Source organism: Streptosporangium sp. NPDC050284 (assembly GCF_044459525.1).
Lineage (GTDB): Bacteria > Actinomycetota > Actinomycetes > Streptosporangiales > Streptosporangiaceae > Streptosporangium.
This window is the reverse complement of record NZ_JBITIZ010000007.1, coordinates 229,143-250,558: the sequence shown is the minus strand read 5'-3', so window position 1 is coordinate 250,558 and position 21,416 is coordinate 229,143. Positions and strand designations below refer to the sequence as shown.

Sequence of the window (21,416 nt, the reverse complement as noted above, 5' to 3'; positions counted from 1 at the left end):
CCCGCCGCCGCGGCCCCCCCCCGCCCCCCCCCCCCCCCCCCCCCCGGGGGGGGGCCCCCGGCCCCCCCCCCCCCCCCCCCCCCCCCCCCCCCCCCCCCCCCGCCGGGGTTTCTCATCGTGAGGGCCCCCGTCGCGAGGTGGGTGCGCCTCTAGCGGGCGACGACCCGGCCGGCTCAGTCCATGGACACCAGGGGTGCCGGATAGCCCGGGACGCCCGAGGGGAGCCTCCAGGGCTCGTGGATCATCCTCGTGGGCACGGTGTCGAGCTCGGGGACGTGACGGCGGACGTACTCGCCCTCCGGGTCGTACCTTTTGGCCTGCCGGATGTGGTTGACGGGCCGGTTGGGCCGGGTGTCGTTGCCCGTCCCGGCGACCCATTGCCAGTTGCCGTAGTTGTTGGCGATATCGCCGTCGAGCAGCAGATCGAAGAAGTGGTCGGCGCCGACGCGCCAGTCGACACCGAGCCGCCGGACGAGGAACGATCCCACGATCATGCGGGCCCGGTTGTGCATCCATCCCTCGGTGAGCAACTGCCGCATCCCGGCGTCCACGATCGGAACCCCGGTCATGCCCTCCTTCCACGCCTGCGCCGCGTGGTCGTCGTCGCGCCACTCGTGCCCGCGTGGCCGGTAGTCGTCGCGGTTGATGCGCGGGAAGGCCCGCGTCACCTGGTAGAAGAAGTCGCGCCAGCACAGCTGCCTGACGAACTCCTCAGTACCCTCGCCGCCCCCACCGCCCTTTCCTGTGCCTCCCGCCTCCCTCGCGAGCGCCTCCAGCTCCAGCGGCGAGACGCAGCCGAAGCGCAGGTAGGGGCTGAGCCTGGAGGTGCGGTTACCCGCCATGTCGTCGTGGCCGTCGGCGTAGTCGTCCACGCAGTGCTTCAGCCACTGCCTCATCCTCCGGCGCCCGACCGTCTCACCGCCCCCGAACAGCTCGTGCGACTCGCGCCCCGGCTCGGGCAGCCTCCCGGCCCACACGCCCTCGGGAACGCGCACCACACCGGGGGCCTTGAGCACCTCCCTGCGCGGCTGCCGGGCCCAGGCCCGCCAGTAGGGCGTGAAGACCCGGTAGTGGTCACCTCCGCCCGACGGCCTGAGCGCGTCGGGGGGCACGATCGTCAAACCGGGAAACATGTGGAACGCCGTCCTGGCGCGCTCGCACTCCTCGGCCAGGCGTCGCTGCCTGCGCCGCGCGAGGGTGCTGACGTCCATGCTGACGTGGACGGCCCGTGCCCCCGTCTCCCGCGCCAGGCGCATCGTCTCGGCGATCGGATCACCACGGCGCACGACCAGCTCACCACCCCGCTCGCGGAGCGATTCGCTCAGATCGGCGAGGCACTCGGCGAGAAATCCCCGGCGGTCGCCCCCGGGTACGGAGGGGTCCGCGACGAAGAGGGGGACGACATGACGTGCGTGCTCGCACGCCGCGGCGAGTGCCGGATGGTCGTGCACCCGAAGATCACGGCTGAACAAAACGATCACAGTATCGGTCACGATTCCCCTTCGGCCGGTCACACTCCGTTGGTTGCATCCGCCAGGGGCCCGGAAATCGAATAAGTGTTCATGGAGCAACCGCTCGCGTCGCCTGTCAGGCTGGTACGGCAGATAGCAGGCTTAAAATGGGACGAGATGGATGAGCAGCGTCAGGTGGCGATCGTCGAGGAACCGAGCTACGGCATCGGGGCCGTAGCACGACGCCTCGGAGTGCCCGCCCCCACACTGCGGACCTGGAACCTACGCTACGGCGTGGGCCCGAGCCGCCGGAGCCCGGGGGGGCACCGCCGCTACGACGCCCGCGACCTGTGGCGCCTGGAGGAGATGAACCGGCTCATCAGGAGCGGGGTGCCCGCCTCCGACGCGGCACGGGAGGTCCTGAAGATCGAGACCGTCCCGCCGCCTCCGGCGGAGTGGGAGTCCGGGCGGCCCGCCCGCGAAAAGATCTCGCCCCTCACTGCGACGCGGCCGCCGGGCGTGCCGACGGTGGCGATGCTGACGCGGGCGACGATGACGCTGGACAGCGGGGCCGTCCAGGAGTGGATCGGCGCGGCGCTGGCCAGACACGGCGTGCGGTGGACCTGGGAGTGCCTGGTTTTGCCGGTCTTCGAGACGATCTGCAGGCGCCAGCTGGAGAGCGGGGCGAGCATCGAGATCGAGCATCTGTTCTCCGACCGGCTGCTCGCCGCGCTCATCCCTCTCACCGAGCGCCCCGCCCGGCCGGCCGGTGACCGCCCCGTCCTGCTCGCCTGCGCCGAGCACGACCTGCACAGCCTGCCGCTCTACGCGCTCGCCGCGGCGCTCACCACCGACCACCGCGTGGAGACCAGGGTGCTGGGCGCCAGGACCCCGTACCCGGCGCTGGCGGACGCGATGCGGCGGCTGCGCCCCTCGGTGGTCTTCGTCTGGTCCCAGCAGCCCGAGACCGGCGACCCCGCCCCCCTCGCCTCTCTGCCCACGCTCCGCCCGTCGAGCCTGGTCGTCGCGGGCGGCCCCGGCTGGTGGGACGGCCTGCCCGCGTCCGTCCCCCGCGTCACGTCGTTCCAGGACGCGCTCACCCGCGTCACCGCCGCGGCCCTCGCCTGACGGGAGTCACCGGTTCCCCGCTGTTCGGGCAGACCCGGTGCCCGGTAGCCGCTGCTGAGGGAACGCTCCCCTCCCCTGGACCTTGGGTCCCAGGGTCGGATCGTGCCCTCACCGGTGATCAGAGATCTTGATCGCCGACGGGACGTCGTGCCCGCCCTCCGGCTCCTCGGCCCACCCTCTCCTGACCGTCCCACGTCGCCTCCTCCTGCCGCGCGGGGCCGCCTTTCGGGGATGTCCCGCCTTCCTCCCCCGGTCGCGCCGTGTCGTCCTTCTCCTCACCGAACTCCCCGCCAGACCCGTCGGACCTGCGGATATCTCCCTGCCCCCACTTGCGATCACCGCCATCTAGCGACTATGAATAAGTTTTGAATAGGTTATTGAGGCAAGGGAGGCATCATGACAGACCACCTGAACACCCGGTTCGCCGAGGGCGACGAGGCGGCCCTGACCGAGTGCTTCCGCACCCACGGGCCTCTCGTCCGCTCCTACCTGCGGCGATTCGTTCGGCCGCAGGATGTGGAGGATCTTCAGCAGATCGTGTTCGCGGAGGTCTGGCGTTCCCGGCACCGCTTCGACCCCGAACGCAGCCTCCCCGCCTGGATGCTCGGGATCGCCCACAAGCGCGCGGTCGACCAGCTGCGGATACGCACCTTCCAAACGGTGCCGCTGGATGTGATCGCGGACCCCGTCGGCGACGACGGCCGGGCCGACGGTGAGCAGCTGGCGGAGCGCGACCAGGTGCGGCGGGCTCTCGCCAGGCTGCCCGAGCCGCAGCGCCAGGCGATCGAGCTGGCCTACTACGACGACCTGACCCAGCAGGAGATCTCCGAGAAGCTGAGCATCCCGCTCGGCACGATCAAGGCCCGTACGGCACGCGGCCTGCGCCGCCTGTCCGGCATCCTCGGCACGGTCACGACGCGCGACCGGGGCGCCGAACCACACCGGGAGAAAGTGTCCGCCGTGCGTGGCGCGAGCGGTTCGAGCGCGCTGGACAAGGTGGACAACGTGGGCAAGATGGGCAAGATGGACGGAACCGGCGAGGCGGGCCGACGGGCCGTCAAACCGAGGGTCGCGGTGTCCAGCTGCCTGATGGGCGAGCCGGTCCGGTTCGACGGCGGACACAGCCGCAACCGGTTCCTCAACAACGAACTGGACAAACACGTCGAGTGGGTGCACATCTGCCCGGAGATGGAGATCGGCCTCGGCAGCCCGCGCGAGACGCTGCGTCTGGAGCTCTCACCGGACGGCATACGGCTGGTCACCAGGAAGAGCCGGGTGGACCTCACCGAGAGGATGACCGCCCTCGCCGCCGAGCGGGTTCCCACCCTGCTGGAGGTGGACGGCTACATCCTCAAGTCCAAGAGCCCCAGCTGCGGGGTGCACGGCATCCCCGTCCACGCGGGTGGCACGACCGTGGGCCGCAAGGGCAGGGGGGTGTTCGCGGGCGTGGTCCTCGACGCCCATCCACTGCTGCCCGTCGAGGACGAGGGGCGGCTCAACGACGCCCTGCTCCGCGAGAACTTCGTAGAACGGATCTTCGCCCACGCCCGGCTCCGCGCCCTGCTGGAGAGCGACTGGCGCCCTCGCGACCTGGTGTCCTTCCACGCCCGGCACAAGATGCAGCTACTCGCCCACGACCCCGTCGCCTTCAGGGAGGCGGGCCGGCTGGTGGCCGGCGCGGGCACGCGGCCCCGCGAGGAACTGGCCGCCGACTACACCCGCGTCTTCGACACGGCGTTCGCCACCAAGGCGAGCATCGGCCGGCACGTCAACGTCCTGCAGCACTGCGTGGGAATGGTGGGCGACGCGCTCGACCCGGCACGCCGGGCCGACCTGACGGAGGTCATCGCCTCCTACCGGGCCGGGCAGGTGGCGCTGAGCGTCCCGGCGACCCTGATCCGCCACCACGCCCAGAGCCTCGCCGCCGACTACGTACGGGACCAGACATACTTCTCCCCGTACCCGGAGGATCTCCGGCTGCGCAACCACGTGGCCGCCTGACCCCGCGACGGCGGCCGTGACGGTCAGGCGCGGACCAGGGGATCACCGGCCGGTCAGAGCGCCGGATCCAGCCGCACGATCGCGAGGGATCGGGGAGGCAGGGAGAGCTCCTCCCCCTCCACGGTCGCCGACGGGTCGGAGGCGAGCAGGATGTGACCGTGCCCTGATCGCGCGGCCCCGCCCGTCCCAAGCCTCACCGTGAGCGCCACCGGGCCGAGGTTCGCCGCCACCCTGAGCCCTCCCCTGTGCACGACCAGCCAGGACTCGCCGTGATCGACGCGTACCCGATCCAGCCTCGGGTCCGTCAGCTCCGGGTGAGCGCGGCGCAGCGCGATCAGTGCCCGGTACCAGTCGAGATGTGCCCGGTGGGCGTCGTCGTCCAGCTCGCTCCAGTCGAGCTTGGAACGCAGGAACGTCATCTCCTCACCGGGATCGGGGGCCTTGTCCGCCCAGTCGTCGTAACCGAAGCCGACGAACTCCCGCCGCCGCCGATCCCCCTCGCCCTCGCGCAGCTGCGGCTCGACGTGGTCGGTGAAGAACAGGAACGGCGCTCGCGTCCCCCACTCCTCCCCCATGAACAGCATGGGCGTGAACGGCGAGGTCAGCAGGAGCCCCGCGGCCAGCCGCAGCGCCTCGGGCTCCATCCGGTCGCCCTCGGCCCGGTTGCCGATCTGGTCGTGGTTCTGCGCGCAGCAGACGAAACGGTAACCGGGCACGTGTGACGCCGGGCGGCCGTGCGAGCGCCCCCTGAAGGAGGAGTAGGTCCCGTCGTGGTAGTAGGCGCGAGCCAGCACCTTGGGCAGGGCGCCGTGGAAGTCGTCGTAGTAGCCGTGCCGCTCACCGGTCACCGCCACGTGCAGGGCGTGGTGGACGTCGTCGTTCCACGCCGCCGCGAGGCCGAACCCCCCGGCCTCGCGGGGGGTCATCAGCCGGGGGTCGTTGAGGTCGGACTCGGCGATGAGTGTGAGCGGCCTGCCCACCGCCGCCGACAGCGCCTCCGCCTCGACGGCGATCTCCTCCAGCAGGTGCACGGCCCTGTTGTCGTGCAGGGCGTGCACGGCGTCCAGCCGCAGGCCGTCGATGTGGTAGTCGCGCAACCACTGCAGCGCGTTGCCGACGAAGTAGGCGCGCACCTCGTCGGAGCCCGGGCCGTCGAGGTTCACGGCCTGCCCCCAGAAGGAGGAGGCACTGGAGTGGAAGTACGGGCCGAAGGGGGCGAGGAAGTTACCCGAGGGGCCGAGGTGGTTGTAGACGACGTCGAGGATCACGCCGAGCCCGCTCCGGTGGCAGGCGTCCACGAAACGCTTGAGCCCGTCGGGGCCGCCGTAGGTCTCGGTGACGGCCCACAGGTCCACGCCGTCGTAACCCCAGTTGCGCCCGCCGGGCACCGGCGGCACCGGCATGATCTCCACGAAGTCGACGCCGAGCTCCGCCAGGTGCTCCAGCTTGCCGATCGCCGCGTCGAAGGTGCCCTCGGGGGTGAAGGTGCCGATGTGCAGCTCGTAGATGACCGCGCCCGGCAGGTCACGGCCCCGCCACAGCGCGTCGCCCCACTCGAAGCGGCCGTGGTCGTAGACCCGGCTCGGCCCGAAGATCCCCTCGGGCTGCCACCTCGTCCTGGGGTCCGGCAGCGCCTCGCCCCCGTCCAGCCGGAACCGGTAGTCGGTGCCGTGCCCCGCGCCGGGGACCTCCACCGCCCACCAGCCGCCGCCCGCCGACGACATCGGGTAGCGGACCTCGCCGATCTCCACGTCAACCGCCGTCGCCGACGGCGCCCATACCTCGAACATCGGTCAGACCCTTTCCAGAAGCGCGACAGGGTGAACGGAGAGCAGGTGAGCGAGCGGGATCCGGCCGGTGTACTCGGTACTCGACAGCAGGTCCCGCCACGTGCCATGCGGCAGGGTGAGCGTGGTGCTCCCCCAGCCGCCGCGCCGCTCCAGGCCGACGGGCAGCCGGGTGGCCACCGTCACGGCCCGCTCCCCCCTCGCGAAGGCGATCGCGTGCTCCCCGGCCTCGATCGGGACGTACGGCGCCTCGGGGTCCAGCCTCCGGCGCAGGTCCAGGGCACGGGCGGTGATCGCCAGCTTGGCCTCGTCCCAGCTGAGGCCGGCCGTGGCGGCGGGGCTCGGGTGAGGCTCGTCCGGGTGTTCCTGGCTCGCGTGGGCCTGGGCCGCCGAGAGCATCCGGCGGCGCAGCTGGAAGTCGACCGGGCGCCGGTTGTCCGGGTCGACCAGGGAGAAGTCGGTGATCTCGTTGCCCCAGTACAGGTCGGGCACGCCGGGCAGCATGAGCTGGACGAGCTTCTGCCCGAGCGAGTTGGACCTGGCGTACGGCTCGATCCTCGCGGCGAACTCCGCGACCGACGCCCCGCACTCCTCGACGGCCCGGCCGACGAAGTCGCGGATGCCGCGTTCGTAGGCCGGGTCGGGGGTGGCCCAGGAGATCGAGGTCTTGGCCTCGCGGGCCGCCTTGAACAGGTACTCGAAGAACCTGTCGGGTCCGATCGGCCAGGAGGCCATCAGGTTCTGCCAGGCCAGATAGTCGAGGGCCGGGTCGAAGGAGACCTTCGAGGACCACTCGCCGACCGCGGCCGCCCACTCCTCCGGCATCTCGGACAGCACGGCGAGCCTGGCCCGTACGTCCTCGGAACGCTTGGTGTCGTGCGTGGAGAGCGTCGTCATCGTGCCCGGTGACATCTCCCGGCAGAACGCGTGGAACTCCTCGACGGACCCGCCGAAGCGGTCGGGCTCGCCGCCCACCTCGTTCAGGCAGGACAGGGGGTACCAGCGGTAGAGGGCGGTGTCCTCGACCCCCTTGGCCATCACGGGGCCGCAGGTCTGCTGGAAGCGGGTGATCGCGTCGGCGGGCCCGGTCAGGACCCGCTCGACGACCTCCGCCACAGGGGCACCCTCGGGCAGCCGCCCGGCGGCGACCCGCCCCGCCTCCTCGACGATCCTCGTCGAGACCTCGGGCACCGGCTCGCCCGGCACCGCGTAGGCCCGGTAGACCGGCATCGCGGCGAGCAACTCCACCAACGTCCGGCGGTCGGAGCCGACGACGGCGTGCAGCCGGTCGATCTCGGCGCCGAAGAACAGGTCCAGGACCTCCGCCTTGGACTCGCGGACCACCGCCGCGTAGTCGTCGCCGACCCCGGTCTGCCTGGTGAACAGCTCGACCAGCGGCTCCCTGCCCGCCGGGTCGACGAACAGGCCGGTGATCCGGTTGAGCGTTTCGTAGCCGGTGGTGCCGTCGCACTCCCAGTCGGCGGGCAGCCGCTCGGAGCCGACCAGGATCTTCTCCGCCACGGTCCACACGCCTGACCTCTCGCGCAGCCGCGACAGGTAGCCGCGCGGCTCGGCGAGCCCGTCGGGGTGGTCCACCCGCAGCCCCTGGATCACCCCCTCCTCCACCAGCGAGAGGATGACGGCGTGCGTGGCGTCGAACACCTCGGGGTCCTCGACCCGCACCCCGATCAGCGAGGACACGTCGAAGAACCGGCGGTAGCCGGGACCGCGCCGCCAGTCGACCAGCCGGTAGTACGTGTCGGGCAGCGGGAACTCGTGGTCGTGGTAGCGCAGCACGTCGCCGTCGGCCACCGTCTCGCCCTCGTCGCCGAGCACCGGCATGTTCACCTTGCCGTCGGCGCCGCCACCGTCGGTGCCGTCGCCCTCCTCGACGGACCAGTCGATGTCGAACCACGCCGCGTACGGCGAGCCCGGCCCTTCCTTGAGCACCGACCACAGCTGCGCGTTGCCCGACTCGGGCACCGGGATCGTCATGTGGTTGGGCACGATGTCGACGACGATGCCGATCCCGTGCAGGGCCATGGTCGCCGACAGCTCCCGCAGACCCTCGACGCCGCCGAACTCCTCGCGTACGCGCGAGTGGTCGGTCACGTCGTAGCCGTGCCGCGACTCCGGCACCGCCTGCAGGATCGGTGACAGGTAGACGTGGCTCACTCCCAGATCCCGCAGGTACGGCGCGAGCTCGGCCACCTTGTCGAACCCGAAGTCGGGGGTGAGCTGGAAGCGGTAGGTCGAGACCGGAACCTCGTACGAGCCGGGCGACGGCGGGGGCGCGGGCACCTCCTCGGGGAGCTCGAAGGGGTCGGTCACGTCCCCACCGGTCCCGGTCCCGAGGGCGCCGCCCGCGAGGATCTCGTCATGGGCGACCTGCGGCGGTACGGAACCGGGCAGGACATCGGGCAGCGGATCCGGCGGCAGAGCGGGCTCAGGCACCGGCTCGGGCAGCGGGTCCGGCAGGGGGTCCGGCGGCAGAGCGGGCTCAGGCACCGGCTCCGGGACGGACCCCGGGGGGACGGTCCCGGGCACGGGCTCCAGGGGGCCGGGCTCGGGGACGGGCTGGGTCATCGGCTCAGACACGGCGCAGCACCCTCACCGAGCGGCCGACCACCGGCACGCTCTCTCCGGCCCGGCAGACCCGGGTGTCGACCGTGATCGGCATCGCCGTGTCGATCTCCGTCAGCCACATCTCGCCGTAGTCCTTCGGAAGCGTGAACTTGATGACGTCGTGATGGGCGTTGAACAGCAGCAGGAACGAGTCGTCGACGATCTGCCGGCCCCGGCGGTCCGGCTCGGTGATGGCGTCGCCGTTCAGGAAGACGGCGAGCGACTTGGCGTACCCCACGTTCCAGTCCGCGTCGGTCATCTTCTCCCCTCTCGGAGTGAGCCAGGCGATGTCGCTGAGGTTCTCCTCGGAACCGCGTACGGGCCGCCCGTAGAAGAACCGGCGCCGGCGGAACACCGGGTGGTCGGCGCGGAGCTTGGCGAGCCGCCGGGTGAACTCGAGCAGCAGCCAGTTCTCCCTGATGTCGGACCAGTCGACCCAGCTCAGCTCGTTGTCCTGGCAGTACACGTTGTTGTTGCCCCGCTGGGTGCGGCCCAACTCGTCGCCGTGGGAGATCATCGGAACGCCCTGGGACAGGAACAGCGTGGTCAGGAAGTTGCGTTTCTGCTGCTCGCGCAGGGACTCGATCGCGAGCGAGGCGGGTCCCTCCTCGCCGCAGTTCCAGGAGCGGTTGTCGTCGGCGCCGTCCCTGTTGTCCTCGCCGTTGGCCTCGTTGTGCTTGTGGTTGTAGGAGACGAGGTCCTGCAGGCTGAACCCGTCGTGGCAGGTGACGAAGTTGATGGAAGCGGCGGGGCGGCGGCTGTCGTCCTGGTAGAGGTCGCTGGAGCCGGTCAGCCGGGAGGCGAACTCGGGCAGCGCGGCGGGCTCGCCCCGCCACAGATCGCGGATCGTGTCGCGGTACATGCCGTTCCACTCGGTCCACCGGGCGGGGAAGTTGCCCACCTGGTAGCCACCCGGCCCGACGTCCCACGGCTCGGCGATCAGCTTGACCTGCGACAACACCGGGTCCTGCTGGACCAGGTCGAAGAAGGCGCTCAGCCGGTCGACCTCGTGCAGCTCACGTGCGAGCGTGGAGGCCAGGTCGAACCTGAAGCCGTCCACGTGCATCTCGATCACCCAGTAGCGGAGCGAGTCCATGATCATCTGAAGCACGTGCGGGGAGCGCATGAACAGGCTGTTGCCGGTGCCCGTGGTGTCCATGTAGTACCGCTTGTCGTTGTCGACCAGGCGGTAGTAGTCGGCGTTGTCGATGCCGCGCATGCTCAGCGTCGGACCCAGGTGGTTGCCCTCGGCCGTGTGGTTGTAGACCACGTCGAGGATGACCTCGATGTTCGCCTCGTGCAGGGCCTTGACCATGGCCTTGAACTCCAGCACCTGCCCGCCGCGCTGCCCGGTGCTCGAATAGGCGTTGTGCGGCGCGAAGAACCCGATGCTGTTGTAGCCCCAGTAGTTCGTCAGGCCCCGCTCGCTGAGGACGTGGTCGGTGACGAACTGGTGCACCGGCATGAGCTCGATCGCCGTCACCCCGAGGGCGGTCAGGTGATCGATGATCTCCGGGTGGCCGATCGCGGCGTACGTGCCGCGGATCCGCTCGGGGATCTTCGGGTGGTTGATCGTCAGGCCCTTGACGTGCGCCTCGTAGATCACCGTGTTGTGGTACGGGGTGCTCGGCGGCCGGTCGTGCCCCCACCCGAAGAACGGGTTGATCACGATGGAGCGCGGCACGAAGTCGGCCGAGTCGGCGTCGTTGCGGCTGTCGGGATCGCCGAAGCGGTAGCCGTACACCGCCTCGTCCCATTTCACATCCCCTTCGACCGCTTTGGCGTACGGGTCGAGGAGGAGCTTGGCGGGGTTGCACCGCTGCCCTCTCGGCGGGTCGTAGGGGCCGTGCACACGGTAGCCGTACCGCTGTCCCGGGCCGACGCCCGGCAGATATCCGTGCCAGACGAAGCCCTCACACTCGGTGAGGGTGACCCTGGTCTCCTTGTTCTCCTCATCGAACAGGCACAACTCGACGCGTTCGGCGGCCTCGGTGTAGAGCGCGAAGTTGGTTCCCGCGCCGTCGTAAGTGGCCCCGAGGGGATAAGGGTCACCCGGCCAGATCTCGATCATCAGTCCCTCTTGAGCGTGGTGACCCCCGCCTTCAGGCGGGGGAGGGAACACGGCGCATCGCCGTACTGCGGTTTCTCTCGAAAGTATGAGCGGACTCGGCCGGTGGAGAGGATGTCAACGCACCGCCTTTCGGCGGTGGAGAGATATGCCCCATGTTCGCGTGGCCATGCGCACATTCCCATTCCTGTGACGGTGATCCTGCCCCGGCCGTGAACCTCCTCGCACCTTCACCACCTAACCCGCTCGTCACGGGCGAAACGTACCGGCCCTGCGAGCCGGACCGCGAGGCGTCACGCCGAGCGGAGCCTCTCGCCCAGCGCGCGGATCGCGGGCTCGTAGACGCGTGCCCCCGCCCCGGCGGCGAACGCCTCGGCCGCCCGCAGGTGGGCCTTCGCCCGGTCCTCGTCACCACCGAGCAGGGCGAGCCTGGCCAGGCACAGGTCGGTCAGGGACCAGCCCAGCAAGCGGCCCGCGTGCGGGGCGAGCCTGCCGTACAGGATCCTCCCCGCCGCCTCGTCGCCCAGCGCCGCGCAGACCTCGCTGACCGCGTCGGGGACGAACCGGTAGGCCAGTTCGGGACCTATCTCCGCGAACCCGTCGCGGGAGAGCTCGGCGAAGGTGTCGCGCGCCTCGGCCGTGCGGCTCAGGTCGATCAGGGCCAGGCAGCGCAGGACGCGCCAGGGCTTCTGGCCGGGGCGCCGGGCAAGCATCGCGTCGGCCAGCGCGAGCGCCTCACCCGCCCTGCCCTGATCGCGGTCCTTGCCCACCTCGTGAGCCCCGCCCGGCCCGTGACTCCTGTCCGCCCCGTGCCCCTCACCCCCCTCGTGCGGCCGAGCCGGCCCGTGGCCCTTGTCCACCGCTCGCAGGGCCAGAAAGCGGAACATCTCCCGCCGCAACGACGCGTCGTCCCGGCCCAGCGCCCCCTCGGGGTGGGCCGCACCGGACGCGTCGGCCGCGGCGAGCGCGTCGTCGAAGCGTCCGGACAGGTAGGCGTGGACCGCGGTCTGCCAGGCGGCCAGGCTGATCATCGAGGGAAGTCTGAGCCGCTCCGCGGTCTCCCGCAGCCAGGCGAGCAGCTCCACGGCCCGCTCCGTGTCCCCACTGTCCCCACTCGCGTTCAGCTCGACGTACTCGTTCTCCCTGCCGATCCACTCGACGACCAGGTCCCCGCCGCGGCGACCGATCTCCGCGATCTCGCGGGCGACCGCCTCGCGACGCCCGTGGTCGTGGCCGGAGCGCAGCAGGATCTGCAGGGCGATCAGCGTCCTGGACAGGGTTCGTTCGTCACCGGTGAGGCGGGCCATCCGCACCGCCTCCTCCGCCATCTCCGCGCTCCGCTCGACGGGCCGTACGGTGGAGCCGGTCAGCGCGGCGGCGGCGAGCAGTCGCGCCCGCCATGGCGAGTCCCCTGCCAGGTCGGAGGCGAGGACCCTGTCGATGCGCTCGGCCAGCCGGGCGATGCCGGTCATCTCCTCGTACATGGCGGAAGAGATCGGGTCGGAGAACCCCAGGACCGCCCTGGCCAGCCGGTTGTCGTCGCCGAACCGTTCGGCGATCTCCGCGGCGGCCTCCAGGGAGACGTGGGCCGCGGCGCTCATCCCCGCCGCGGCCTGCGCCTCGGCCAGGTCGAGCAGGAGGTCGCAGCGGAGCGCGTCGTCAGGCTCCGGCAGCCGGTCGATCATCCCGATCGCCCTCTCCAGGTTCTCCACCGCGTCCTCGTGGGCGAACTGCGCGGTCGCCTGGGCCGCCGCGCGCCGGGTGTAGCCGATCGCCCTGCCCGCCATCCGGGAGTTCAGCAGGCCCTCGCGGTAGTGGTGGGCGATCTCGGTGAGGCGCGTCCCGCTGCGCTCCTCCAGCACCCCCGCGATCCGCGCGTGCAGCTTCCTGCGGCGCAGGGGCGGCAGTGCCTCGCGCAGCACGTCGCGGACGATGTCGTGAACGAACCGGCAGCTCGGCCCGTCCCCCTCCACCAGCAACCGGGCCCCCACGGCGGCGTCGACGATGTCGAGGACCCGCTCCTCCGGCAGCTCCGCCACGCGCGTCAGGATGTCGGTCGCCGCCTCCCTGCCGAGCAGCGCCGCGACGGTCAGCACCTCCTCGGTACCCGGCGGCAGACCGGCCATCCGGCCGCGCACGACGTCCGACAGCGCCTCGGGGGTCTCCCCGAGTTGCAGCACCTCCCCCAGGAAGAACGGGTTGCCCGCGGTCAGCCTGTCCATCTCCGCGGCCAGGTCCGGGTCGGCGCCCGCCCGTCCCAGATACTCGCGGATCTCCTCCTCGGCCAGGCCGCGCAGCAGCAGCCGCCGCACGTGCGGCAGCCGCAGCAGCGCGCCGAGGGTGTGCTCCAGCGGTTCGCCGGGGCGTACGTCGGTGTCGCGGTACGTGGCCACGACGGTCAACTCGGGACAGAGCCTGGTGGAGGCGAGGAACTCCAGCAGCCGCAGCGACGAGGTGTCCGCCCACTGGAGGTCGTCGAGGACCACCAGGACCCGGCCGTGCTCGTTCAGCAGCCGGGCGAACGCCTCGTACAACGCGAACTGCCCGGCCTGCCCCGCGCCGGCCTGCCCGGCTCCGGCCAGCCGCGCCAGCTCGCCGTCCCTGCCGACCAGGTCCTGCACGGCCTGCGTCCAGGGCCAGAAGGGCGGCGCGCCGCTACCGCTCCAGCAGCGCCCCCACACCACCCGGTGGTCCCGCGCCCGCGCGGCCTCCGCGGCGTGCTCGGCCAGGCTGGTCTTGCCGATACCGGGCTCCCCGGCGAGCAGCACCACCCGATGCCCCGCACCGGCGACCGCCCGCTCCAGCACCTCGGCCTCGGCGTCCCGGCCCACCAGCCCGGCGCCCTCCCCCTTCGCCGCCTTCTCCGCAACCGCCACCGCCTGGCCCGTGCTCGCCACGAGGCGGGGCCTCAGCTCGGGATCCTGGCCGAGGATGCGCCGTTCCATCTCCCGCGACCGGGGATCGGGGTCCAGCCCCATGTCCTCCATCAGCAGCCGGCGTCCCTCGGCGAGCACACCGAGCGCGTCGGCCTGCCGTCCCGCCTGGTAGAGCGCGTGGGCGGCGAGCACGCGCAGCCGTTCCCTGAAGGGATGGGCGCCGATCAGATGGGCGAGTCCGCCCGTCAGCGTCGCCCCCCGGCCGAGCGCGAGTTCCGCCTCGGCCAGATCCTCCTCGATCGTGAGCCGCAACTCGGCCAGGTGTGCGCTCTCCTCCACCGCCCAGGAGGTGCCGGAGAGGTCCGCGAGCGGCTCCCCGCTCCACTCCCCCAACGCCGACCGCAGCTGCCCGACCGCTCCCTCGTGGTCGCCCCCGGCCCCCAGGCTCCTGCCCTCGGCCAGCCGCTCTCGCACCCTGCCCAGGTCGATCGCGCCGCCGGGGACGTCCAGTACGTAGCCTCCCGGTTTGCTGACCAGAACCGTCGGGGGAACGTTCCTCGTCCTGCCCGGCTCGAAGACGCGGCGGAGCTTGGAGACGTACGCCTGCACGGTGTTGAGCGCCCCGGGAGGGGGATCGCCCTCCCAGAGCGCGTCGATCATCCGCTGCGGACCGACCGGCCGCGGGACGGCGAGGACGCACATGGCCAGCACCAGACGCTGCTGGTAGGGGCCGATGTCCAGCGCCACCCCTTCGTCGGTGAACGCCCCGACGGGGCCCAGCACACGAAAGTCCATCCGGCCACCTCGCTCGCGAATGCGCTGATAGTAACCTTTCACCCTCACTGCCCTATTCGGCCGGTACGGCTGCGCGCGGGCTTCCAGGTATTCTCCTCTCCGGAGAAAACCCTGGAAAAGACGGAAGTTTGGCCGCCGGCAGGGGGCAAAGCGACCGTCCTCACGACTGAAGGACATGTGATGGGCGGATTCAAGAAGTTCCTGATGAGGGGAAACCTCGTCGAGCTCGCCGTGGCGGTCGTGATCGGGGCGACCTTCAGCGGGCTGGTGCAGGCCCTGGTCAAGGACCTCATCACGCCGCTGATCGGGGCGATCACGGGTGGCAGGGAGCCGGACTTCTCGCAGTACGTGTTCACGATCAACGGCTCGAAGTTCATGTACGGCGACTTCATCAACCACCTGCTGAGCTTCATGATCATCGCCGCGGTCATCTACTGGTTCGTCGTGATGCCCATGACCCGGCTGGTCGCCTTCTTCGACAGGAACAAGAAGGCCACCGAGAAGGAATGTCCGGAGTGCCTGAGCGACATTCCGATCGAGGCCAAGCGCTGCGCGTTCTGCACCGTGGAACTGTCGCGGGTCGCCGCCGCCGACAAGCCGCCGGCGTAACCCGGCCGCGACGCCCGCATCCCGCCCCGGCACCCGGGCGCCCTCGGGGCCCGGGGTCCTCAATGATCATTGACGGGCAGTGGAAGGTCGGGCAAACTTGGCCACTGCGAAGTCTTCCAGGGGAGTGGTATGGACTTCTCCGTCCTGGGGCCGGTCGAAGTGCGCGCCGACCACCAGGCGCTTCCCCTGGGCGGACGCAAACAGAGGGCCCTGCTCGCGGTGCTGCTTCACCACGCCAACAGGTCCGTGCCCGACGACCTGCTCGTGGACGCGCTCTGGAGCGAGCAGCCGCCGAAGACCGCCTCCAGCAACCTGCGCCTGTACGCCTCCCGCATTCGCCAGTCCCTGGGCGGCGACCGGATCCTGCGCCGGCACGGCGGCTACCTGCTGGTCGTGCACCCCGGCGAGCTGGACGTCCATCGATTCCAGTCGCTGGCGGCGGAGGGCCGCAACGCGTTCCTGCACGGCGACCACCACGAGGCCGCCGACATCCTCCACCGGGCCCTGCGGCTGTGGCGCGGTCCCGCGTACGCCGACCTGCGGTTCGTCGAGGACCTGTCGGGCGAGGCGGCGCGCCTGGAGGAGCTGCGGCTCACCACCCTGGAGAACCGCGTCGAGGCCGACCTCACGGTGAGGTTCCAGCCGGAGCTCGTCGCCGAACTCACCGGCCACGTGAACACGCACCCGCTCCGTGAGCGCCTGCGGGCGCACCTCATCCTGGCACTCGCCCGCGCCGGCCGGAGCGCCGAGGCGCTCACGGTGTACGCCGACACCCGGCGCCTGCTGAACGAGGAGCTCGGCGTCGAGCCCGGGGAACGGCTCCGCGACCTCCACCGGCTGATCCTGGCCGGGGAGTGGGCGACCCCCGAGCACACGCAGGACGACCGGTCGGAAACCGGACAGGGCCTGCCCGAGTCGCGCGATCCTCCCGCGGAGCTGCCGATGAACATCGCCGACTTCGCGGGGCGTGACGAGCAGGTCAGCGAGCTCGTCGCCCGGCTGGAGGAGTGCTCCACGACGACCGTCTCGGTCATCACCGGAATGGGCGGCATCGGCAAGACGACGCTGGCGCTGCACGTGGCGCACCGGATCGCGGACAGGTTTCCCGGAGGGCAGCTCTACGTCGACCTGCAGGGCGCGCACGAGGAGGAGCAGGCGCACCCCGGCCACGTGCTCGGACGGTTCCTCGTCGCACTGGGGGTGCCCGGGTCGAGCATCCCCGAGTCCGTCGAGGCACGCGCCGCGCTGTACCGCAGCCGCCTCGCCCGCGAGAAGGTCCTCATCGTCCTCGACAACGCGGCCTCCGAGCAGCAGGTCAGACCCCTGCTCCCCGGCGCGTCCGGCTGTGCCGTGATCGTCACGAGCCGCGCGAGACTCTCCGGCCTGGAAGGCGTACGACCGGTCGAGCTGGATGTCCTGAGCACCCAGGAGGCCGTGGACCTGCTCTCGCGGATGATCGGGCACGACCGCGTCGCCGCACAGCTCCCCGCCGCCACCGAGCTCGTCTGGCTGTGTGACCGCATCCCGCTCGCCGTACGCGTCGCGGGCGCGCGGCTCGCCGCCCGCCCCCGGCAGAGCATCGCCTGGCTCGTGGGGCGGCTCGGCGACGAGCGCGGGCGCCTCGACCAGCTGACCGTCGGCGACCGCGCGGTCAGGGCGAGCCTCGCCCAAAGCTACGTCGGTCTCCCGGAGAACGCGCGGCGCGCCTTCCGGCTGCTCGGCCTGCTCGACGTGCCCGGCTTCGCGAGCTGGGTCCCTGCCACCCTGCTCGACTGCCCTGACGAGGAGGGGCAGACATACCTGGAGTTCCTGGTGGACGCGCAGCTCGCCACCATCTCCGGGATCGACGCCACCGGACAGGCCCGCTACCGCTTCCACGACCTCGTCCGGCTGTACGCCCGCGAGCGCGCGGAGGCCGAGGAGGAGCCCGCCGAGCTGCTGCGCGCGACGACCCGGGCGTTCGGCGCGTGGCTCTGGCTGGCCGAACAGGCCATGGAGCACGTCCACGGCGCCTGCTACGCCGTACTCCACGGCCCCGCACCGCGCCGGGCACTGCCCGGGGAGATCGCCGCGTCCCTCCTGCGCGACCCCCTCGCCTGGTTCAACGCCGAACGGACCGCACTCGCCGGTCTCGTCGAGCAGGCCTGCGCTTTGGCACTCGACGACTTCGCCTGGGACCTCGCGGGATGCCTCGAACGCTACTTCGACTCCCACGGCTTCTTCTCCGAGTGCCGGCGCCTCAACGAACGGGCCATGCTCGCCTGCCGTACGGCGGGAAACCTGCTCGGCGAGGCCGTCATGCTGCGCGGACTGCTCGACGTGACCACCTGGACCGGCGTCGAGCACGAGGGCGGCGCGATGGTCGCGCTGCACACCAACGCCGTCCGGCTCGCCGAGATGTTCGCCGAGGCCGGCGAGCTGCGCGGGCTGTCGGACGCCCACGTGATGTGCGCCTGGGGCCTGGCCGCGCAGGGATTCGTCGAACCCGCCGTGGAGGCTGCGGAGACGGCGCTGCGCCTCGCCGAGGAGACCGACCACCTCGGCGGCCGGGCGCGCGCCCACCTCGCCCTCGGCATCACGCACGGCCAGCGGGACGTCCTCTCGGCGATCCCGCACCTGGTGAGCGCGTTGCAGGTGGCGGAAACGCTGGGAAACCCCCGCTTCGAGGCGACATGCCTGCAGTTCCTCGGCCTCGCGTACGTCGAGACCGGCCAGTTCGAACCCGCGGAACGGTGTCTCAACCGCTCGCTCGTCATGTCCCGGATGGCGAGGGACCCGGCCTCCGAGACGATGACCCTGGTCACGCTGGCGAAGCTCTACAACGGCGACGGCGACGAGCGGGCCCGGCCCACCGCCGACACCGTGGAGGAGCTCAGCCGCCGCTACAACCTCACCCACCACCTCGCCGACGCCCTCTGGATCCTGGGCGACCTCGACCGCGCCGACGGCGACCACGCGCGAGCGGTCGAACGCCTCACCGAGTCCGTGGCGCTGTGGCGCACCCGCAGCTGGACGACATACCTGGCGGGCGCGCTCCGCAGCCTCGGCCTCGCCCACGTGGCGACCGGCCACGGTGAGAAGGCCCTGAAATGCTGGCGCGAGTCCCACGAACTCTTCACCCTCATCGGGGACAGGGCGAAGGCGGACGATCTGGCCGAACTCCTCGGGCGCCATTCCTGGATCACCGGCTGTCCCTGATCAGCCTTTTGGCATATGCGGGAAATATGCAGTGGCTCCGTAGGGTCCTGGTGGCAGGAGATTTCGTGGCCATCTGAAACTTCACGATCCGTACGAGAATGAGCGGGATCATTCTCGTCGGGGTCACACAGGGGCTGACCCTTCCCTCGTGTCGTGAGCACCCGGCCATCAGCGTGTCCTCCGGGCCGATCACCCGATCGGTCCGGCCCTTTCCCTTCCGGAGAGGCACCCGGAGGACAGTGACTCCTCCGCTCCCTGAAGGGAGCGGCTTCTCGTTAAGCCGCTTGCGCGACGTCGCGAAGGGCAAGCCCTGCCCTGAGGATGTTGGTCGCCGCGTTCACGTCGGCGTGCGCGGTGTGCCCGCACGCCGTACAGGCGAACTCGGCTTGGGTGACGCGGTTCTCCTTCGCGCAGTGCCCGCATCGGGCACAGGTGCGGGAGGTGTTGGCGGGGTTCACCGCGATCAGCTCTCGACCGGCGCTTTCAGCCTTGTGCGACAGGATCGTCAGGAACACCCCCCAACCCGCGTCCAGGATGCTGCGGTTCAGTCCGGCTTTCTGCGCGACGTTGGTGCCGGGCGCCTGGAGCGTGCCCGACGCCGAGCGGGTCATGTTCGCGATCCGCAGGTCCTCACAGACGATGACGTCGTAGCCGCGGACCAGCGCGAGGGCGGCCTTGTGCGCACCGTCCAGGCGTTGACGCCGGACCTTGGCATGCAGGGCGGCGACGCGGGCCACCGCCTTGCGCCGCCGCGCAGAGCCGCGTTTCTTACGGGCGAGGTCCCGCTGAGCGGTGGCGAAGCAGTCGGCGGACGCGGCGAGGTGGCGCGGGTTCGCCAGGTGCTCGCCGCCGCTGGTGGTGACCAGCGAGGCCACCCCCAGGTCGATCCCGACGGAGGCACCAGTGGCGGGCAGCGCCTCGGCGGGCACGTCGTCACACGACAAGATCACATACCAGCGCAAGCCTTCCCGTTTCACGCCGATCGTCTTGACGGTGCCGCGCACCGGCCGGTGCCGGTGAACGCGGACGTGGCCGACGCCCTGGAGACGGACGTAGATCGCGGTGGGGTGTTCGGGCTGGGAGTCCCACCGGCAGCCGTCGCCGTCTTTGGGCCATTCGACGGTGTCGAACCGGCCGTTGCCCTTGAAGCGAGGGAAACCCGGGGTGCGCCCGGTCTTGACGCGGGTGAAGAACGCCGCGAACGCCTTGTCCAGGCGGCGCAGGGTGGCCTGCTGGGAGGAGAACGACCACCGGCCCTGACCGTCTACGTCGTCGGCGCGGATGTGTTTCAGGTCGGCGGACTGGTCGCCGTAGCGGATGCTCACGCCCGCCTTGGCGTAGGCGGTGCGGCGGTGCTCCAGCGCGGCGTTGTACAGGGCGCGATGATCGTCCAGGCATGCCGTCAGCGCGGCGGCCTGTTTACTCGTGGGGCGCAGCAGGAACGTGAACGACCTACGCACGAGCCCTCCAGCTCTGGGGGACACGCTCGTGCCGCGTCGCGATGCAGCGCCGCACCGTCTGGGCGGACACCGCGCCGACCATGGCCACAAAGCACGACCGCGACCACAGCATGGGCAACCACGAGCGCGGGCACGCACCCCCGGCGCGCAGGTGACGGGAGGTGAAGCCCTCGAACCGGCCGACCACACACGACGGAGAACTCTTCGGGGACGGCTTGCCGACCACGTGCACGTGGTCGGCCGTCACCCCACGCGCCACGACCTCCCCGCCGTACTCGTCGGCCTTGGCGCGGATCAACTCCTCAAGGCGGTCTTTGATGCGGCCACCCAGAACGGGGCGGCGGTCCTTCGGGTACCACACCACGTGGTACCCAAGGTCATACGCCGCACCGGGAGAGGTCCGCACCTGAGGAGTCACACAATGATTATCACGACGCCACCCATCCAGCGTGCGACGATCGGAGAACTCTCATGCGCAGACCTGACCGGCCAGGGCACGCTCTGGCCTTGACAACCCTCCCCCTCCCGATTCCCCCGACGCCTGAAGGCGACGGCCCCCTCGGAAGGATCTGATGGAACCGTGAGTTTCGAGCTGGCCGTCTGGTACGAGCCCAAACCGATCACCAGGGAGCACGCGGAAAACATCTTCCTGGCCCTCCGCCACGGGGACCCAGATCAGCACGGGGAGCAGGACAACGCCGGGACGACTCCCGCCGGGGAGCCTTATTCCGCCTGGGCTGCTTCCGCTGGGGAGCTTCATGACGCCTGGGCGACTCCCACCGGGGAGCCCCATGGCGCCGAAACGACTCCCGTCGGAGGGCTTCATGACGCGGGTCCCCGGCCCGGAGCGCGGGACGACGACACCGAGCCGTACCCGGGACTGGCGGCCTTCGCCGACCGGCTGCCCGGGGCCGAGTGGCTCTCCCCCGACCACATCCTGGTCAGCATGGACCCGGAGCGTGCCGACGATGTGTCCTCCGAGGTCTTCGCCCTGGCCACCGAGTGCGGGCTGGTCTGCTACGACCCGCAGCGCGGCCTGGTGCACAACCTGTCTCCGCGAGGCGTCTACCCGACCATGGAGATGCGCACCGGCGACGGGATGATCGTGGTCTCCCCGGACCTCCAGCTCATCTCCGACGCGCTCGCGACCATGTCCCCGCAGAACCCTTTCACTGCCCTCGTCGTCTTCGGCGAGCACTTCGTCCAGAGCTCGCCGGAGATCTCGGGCTACGAGCTTGAGTACAAGGACAGCGTCAGGAACCGGATGTTCCGCACGCACGTCCCGGACCTGAAGGCGGTCCAGGAGGCCTTCACCGAGTACGCCACCGGCGAGCGCGCCTTCCTGGAACGCCACGACTGGAAGCTTGTCTGACTTCGTTTTGGTGGGGTGGTTCCATTTTCCGGGGCCTGAGGCGCCT

Annotated in this window: 12 protein-coding genes; 5 read left to right on the top strand and 7 right to left on the bottom strand. The window is 70.9% G+C overall.

The window, feature by feature from the left end:
• Nucleotides 1-173: 173 nt before the first annotated feature.
• Nucleotides 174-1,493, bottom strand: a complete 1,320-nt coding sequence (locus tag ACIBH4_RS18605; protein ID WP_362769109.1) for a deoxyribodipyrimidine photo-lyase — start codon at nucleotides 1,491-1,493, stop codon at nucleotides 174-176.
• A 135-nt stretch (nucleotides 1,494-1,628) separates the two neighbouring features.
• On the opposite strand from ACIBH4_RS18605, the gene ACIBH4_RS18600 reads away from it, so the two are divergent.
• Nucleotides 1,629-2,579 (top strand): MerR family transcriptional regulator, encoded by a 951-nt coding sequence (locus tag ACIBH4_RS18600; protein ID WP_362504540.1) that lies wholly within the window; start codon nucleotides 1,629-1,631, stop codon nucleotides 2,577-2,579.
• A gap of 396 nt (nucleotides 2,580-2,975) precedes the next feature.
• On the top strand, nucleotides 2,976-4,580 hold the full coding sequence (locus tag ACIBH4_RS18595; protein WP_362504537.1) for a DUF1722 domain-containing protein: 1,605 nt from the start codon (nucleotides 2,976-2,978) through the stop codon (nucleotides 4,578-4,580).
• A 53-nt stretch (nucleotides 4,581-4,633) separates the two neighbouring features.
• On the opposite strand, the gene treZ is transcribed toward ACIBH4_RS18595, so the two are convergent.
• The 4 genes from treZ to ACIBH4_RS18575 all read right to left on the bottom strand — a co-directional run bounded on the left by treZ (nucleotide 4,634) and on the right by ACIBH4_RS18575 (nucleotide 14,731).
• A complete protein-coding gene (gene treZ / locus ACIBH4_RS18590; protein ID WP_362504534.1) occupies nucleotides 4,634-6,370 on the bottom strand; it encodes a malto-oligosyltrehalose trehalohydrolase in 1,737 nt (578 codons plus the stop codon).
• 3 nt (nucleotides 6,371-6,373) lie between these two features.
• Nucleotides 6,374-8,965, bottom strand: coding sequence for a malto-oligosyltrehalose synthase (gene treY / locus ACIBH4_RS18585; protein WP_362769106.1), 2,592 nt, complete (start codon nucleotides 8,963-8,965; stop codon nucleotides 6,374-6,376).
• Nucleotides 8,958-11,063: a glycogen debranching protein GlgX gene (glgX, locus tag ACIBH4_RS18580; protein ID WP_362504528.1), complete on the bottom strand. Its 2,106-nt coding sequence runs from the start codon at nucleotides 11,061-11,063 to the stop codon at nucleotides 8,958-8,960. The genes treY and glgX overlap by 8 nt, the downstream gene beginning before the upstream one ends.
• A gap of 290 nt (nucleotides 11,064-11,353) precedes the next feature.
• Nucleotides 11,354-14,731 (bottom strand): BTAD domain-containing putative transcriptional regulator, encoded by a 3,378-nt coding sequence (locus ACIBH4_RS18575; RefSeq protein WP_362769103.1) that lies wholly within the window; start codon nucleotides 14,729-14,731, stop codon nucleotides 11,354-11,356.
• A 180-nt stretch (nucleotides 14,732-14,911) separates the two neighbouring features.
• Between ACIBH4_RS18575 and mscL the strand changes: the two genes are divergently transcribed.
• Entirely contained in the window at nucleotides 14,912-15,340 is a 429-nt protein-coding gene (mscL, locus tag ACIBH4_RS18570; RefSeq protein WP_362504524.1) for a large conductance mechanosensitive channel protein MscL, read from the top strand.
• A gap of 129 nt (nucleotides 15,341-15,469) precedes the next feature.
• The gene (locus tag ACIBH4_RS18565; RefSeq protein ID WP_362769100.1) at nucleotides 15,470-18,538 is read left to right on the top strand and encodes a BTAD domain-containing putative transcriptional regulator; all 3,069 of its coding nucleotides are present in this window, start codon (nucleotides 15,470-15,472) and stop codon (nucleotides 18,536-18,538) included.
• A 275-nt stretch (nucleotides 18,539-18,813) separates the two neighbouring features.
• On the opposite strand, the gene ACIBH4_RS18560 is transcribed toward ACIBH4_RS18565, so the two are convergent.
• Together ACIBH4_RS18560 and tnpA are read right to left on the bottom strand one after the other, a co-directional pair.
• The gene (locus tag ACIBH4_RS18560; RefSeq protein WP_362769097.1) at nucleotides 18,814-19,998 is read right to left on the bottom strand and encodes a transposase; all 1,185 of its coding nucleotides are present in this window, start codon (nucleotides 19,996-19,998) and stop codon (nucleotides 18,814-18,816) included.
• On the bottom strand, nucleotides 19,991-20,416 hold the full coding sequence (gene tnpA, locus ACIBH4_RS18555; protein WP_362504516.1) for an IS200/IS605 family transposase: 426 nt from the start codon (nucleotides 20,414-20,416) through the stop codon (nucleotides 19,991-19,993). The genes ACIBH4_RS18560 and tnpA overlap by 8 nt, the downstream gene beginning before the upstream one ends.
• Nucleotides 20,417-20,578: 162 nt before the next feature.
• Here tnpA and ACIBH4_RS18550 point away from each other — a divergent pair, with 162 nt between their 5' ends.
• On the top strand, nucleotides 20,579-21,370 hold the full coding sequence (locus ACIBH4_RS18550) for a hypothetical protein (RefSeq protein WP_362769095.1): 792 nt from the start codon (nucleotides 20,579-20,581) through the stop codon (nucleotides 21,368-21,370).
• Nucleotides 21,371-21,416: the final 46 nt, after the last annotated feature.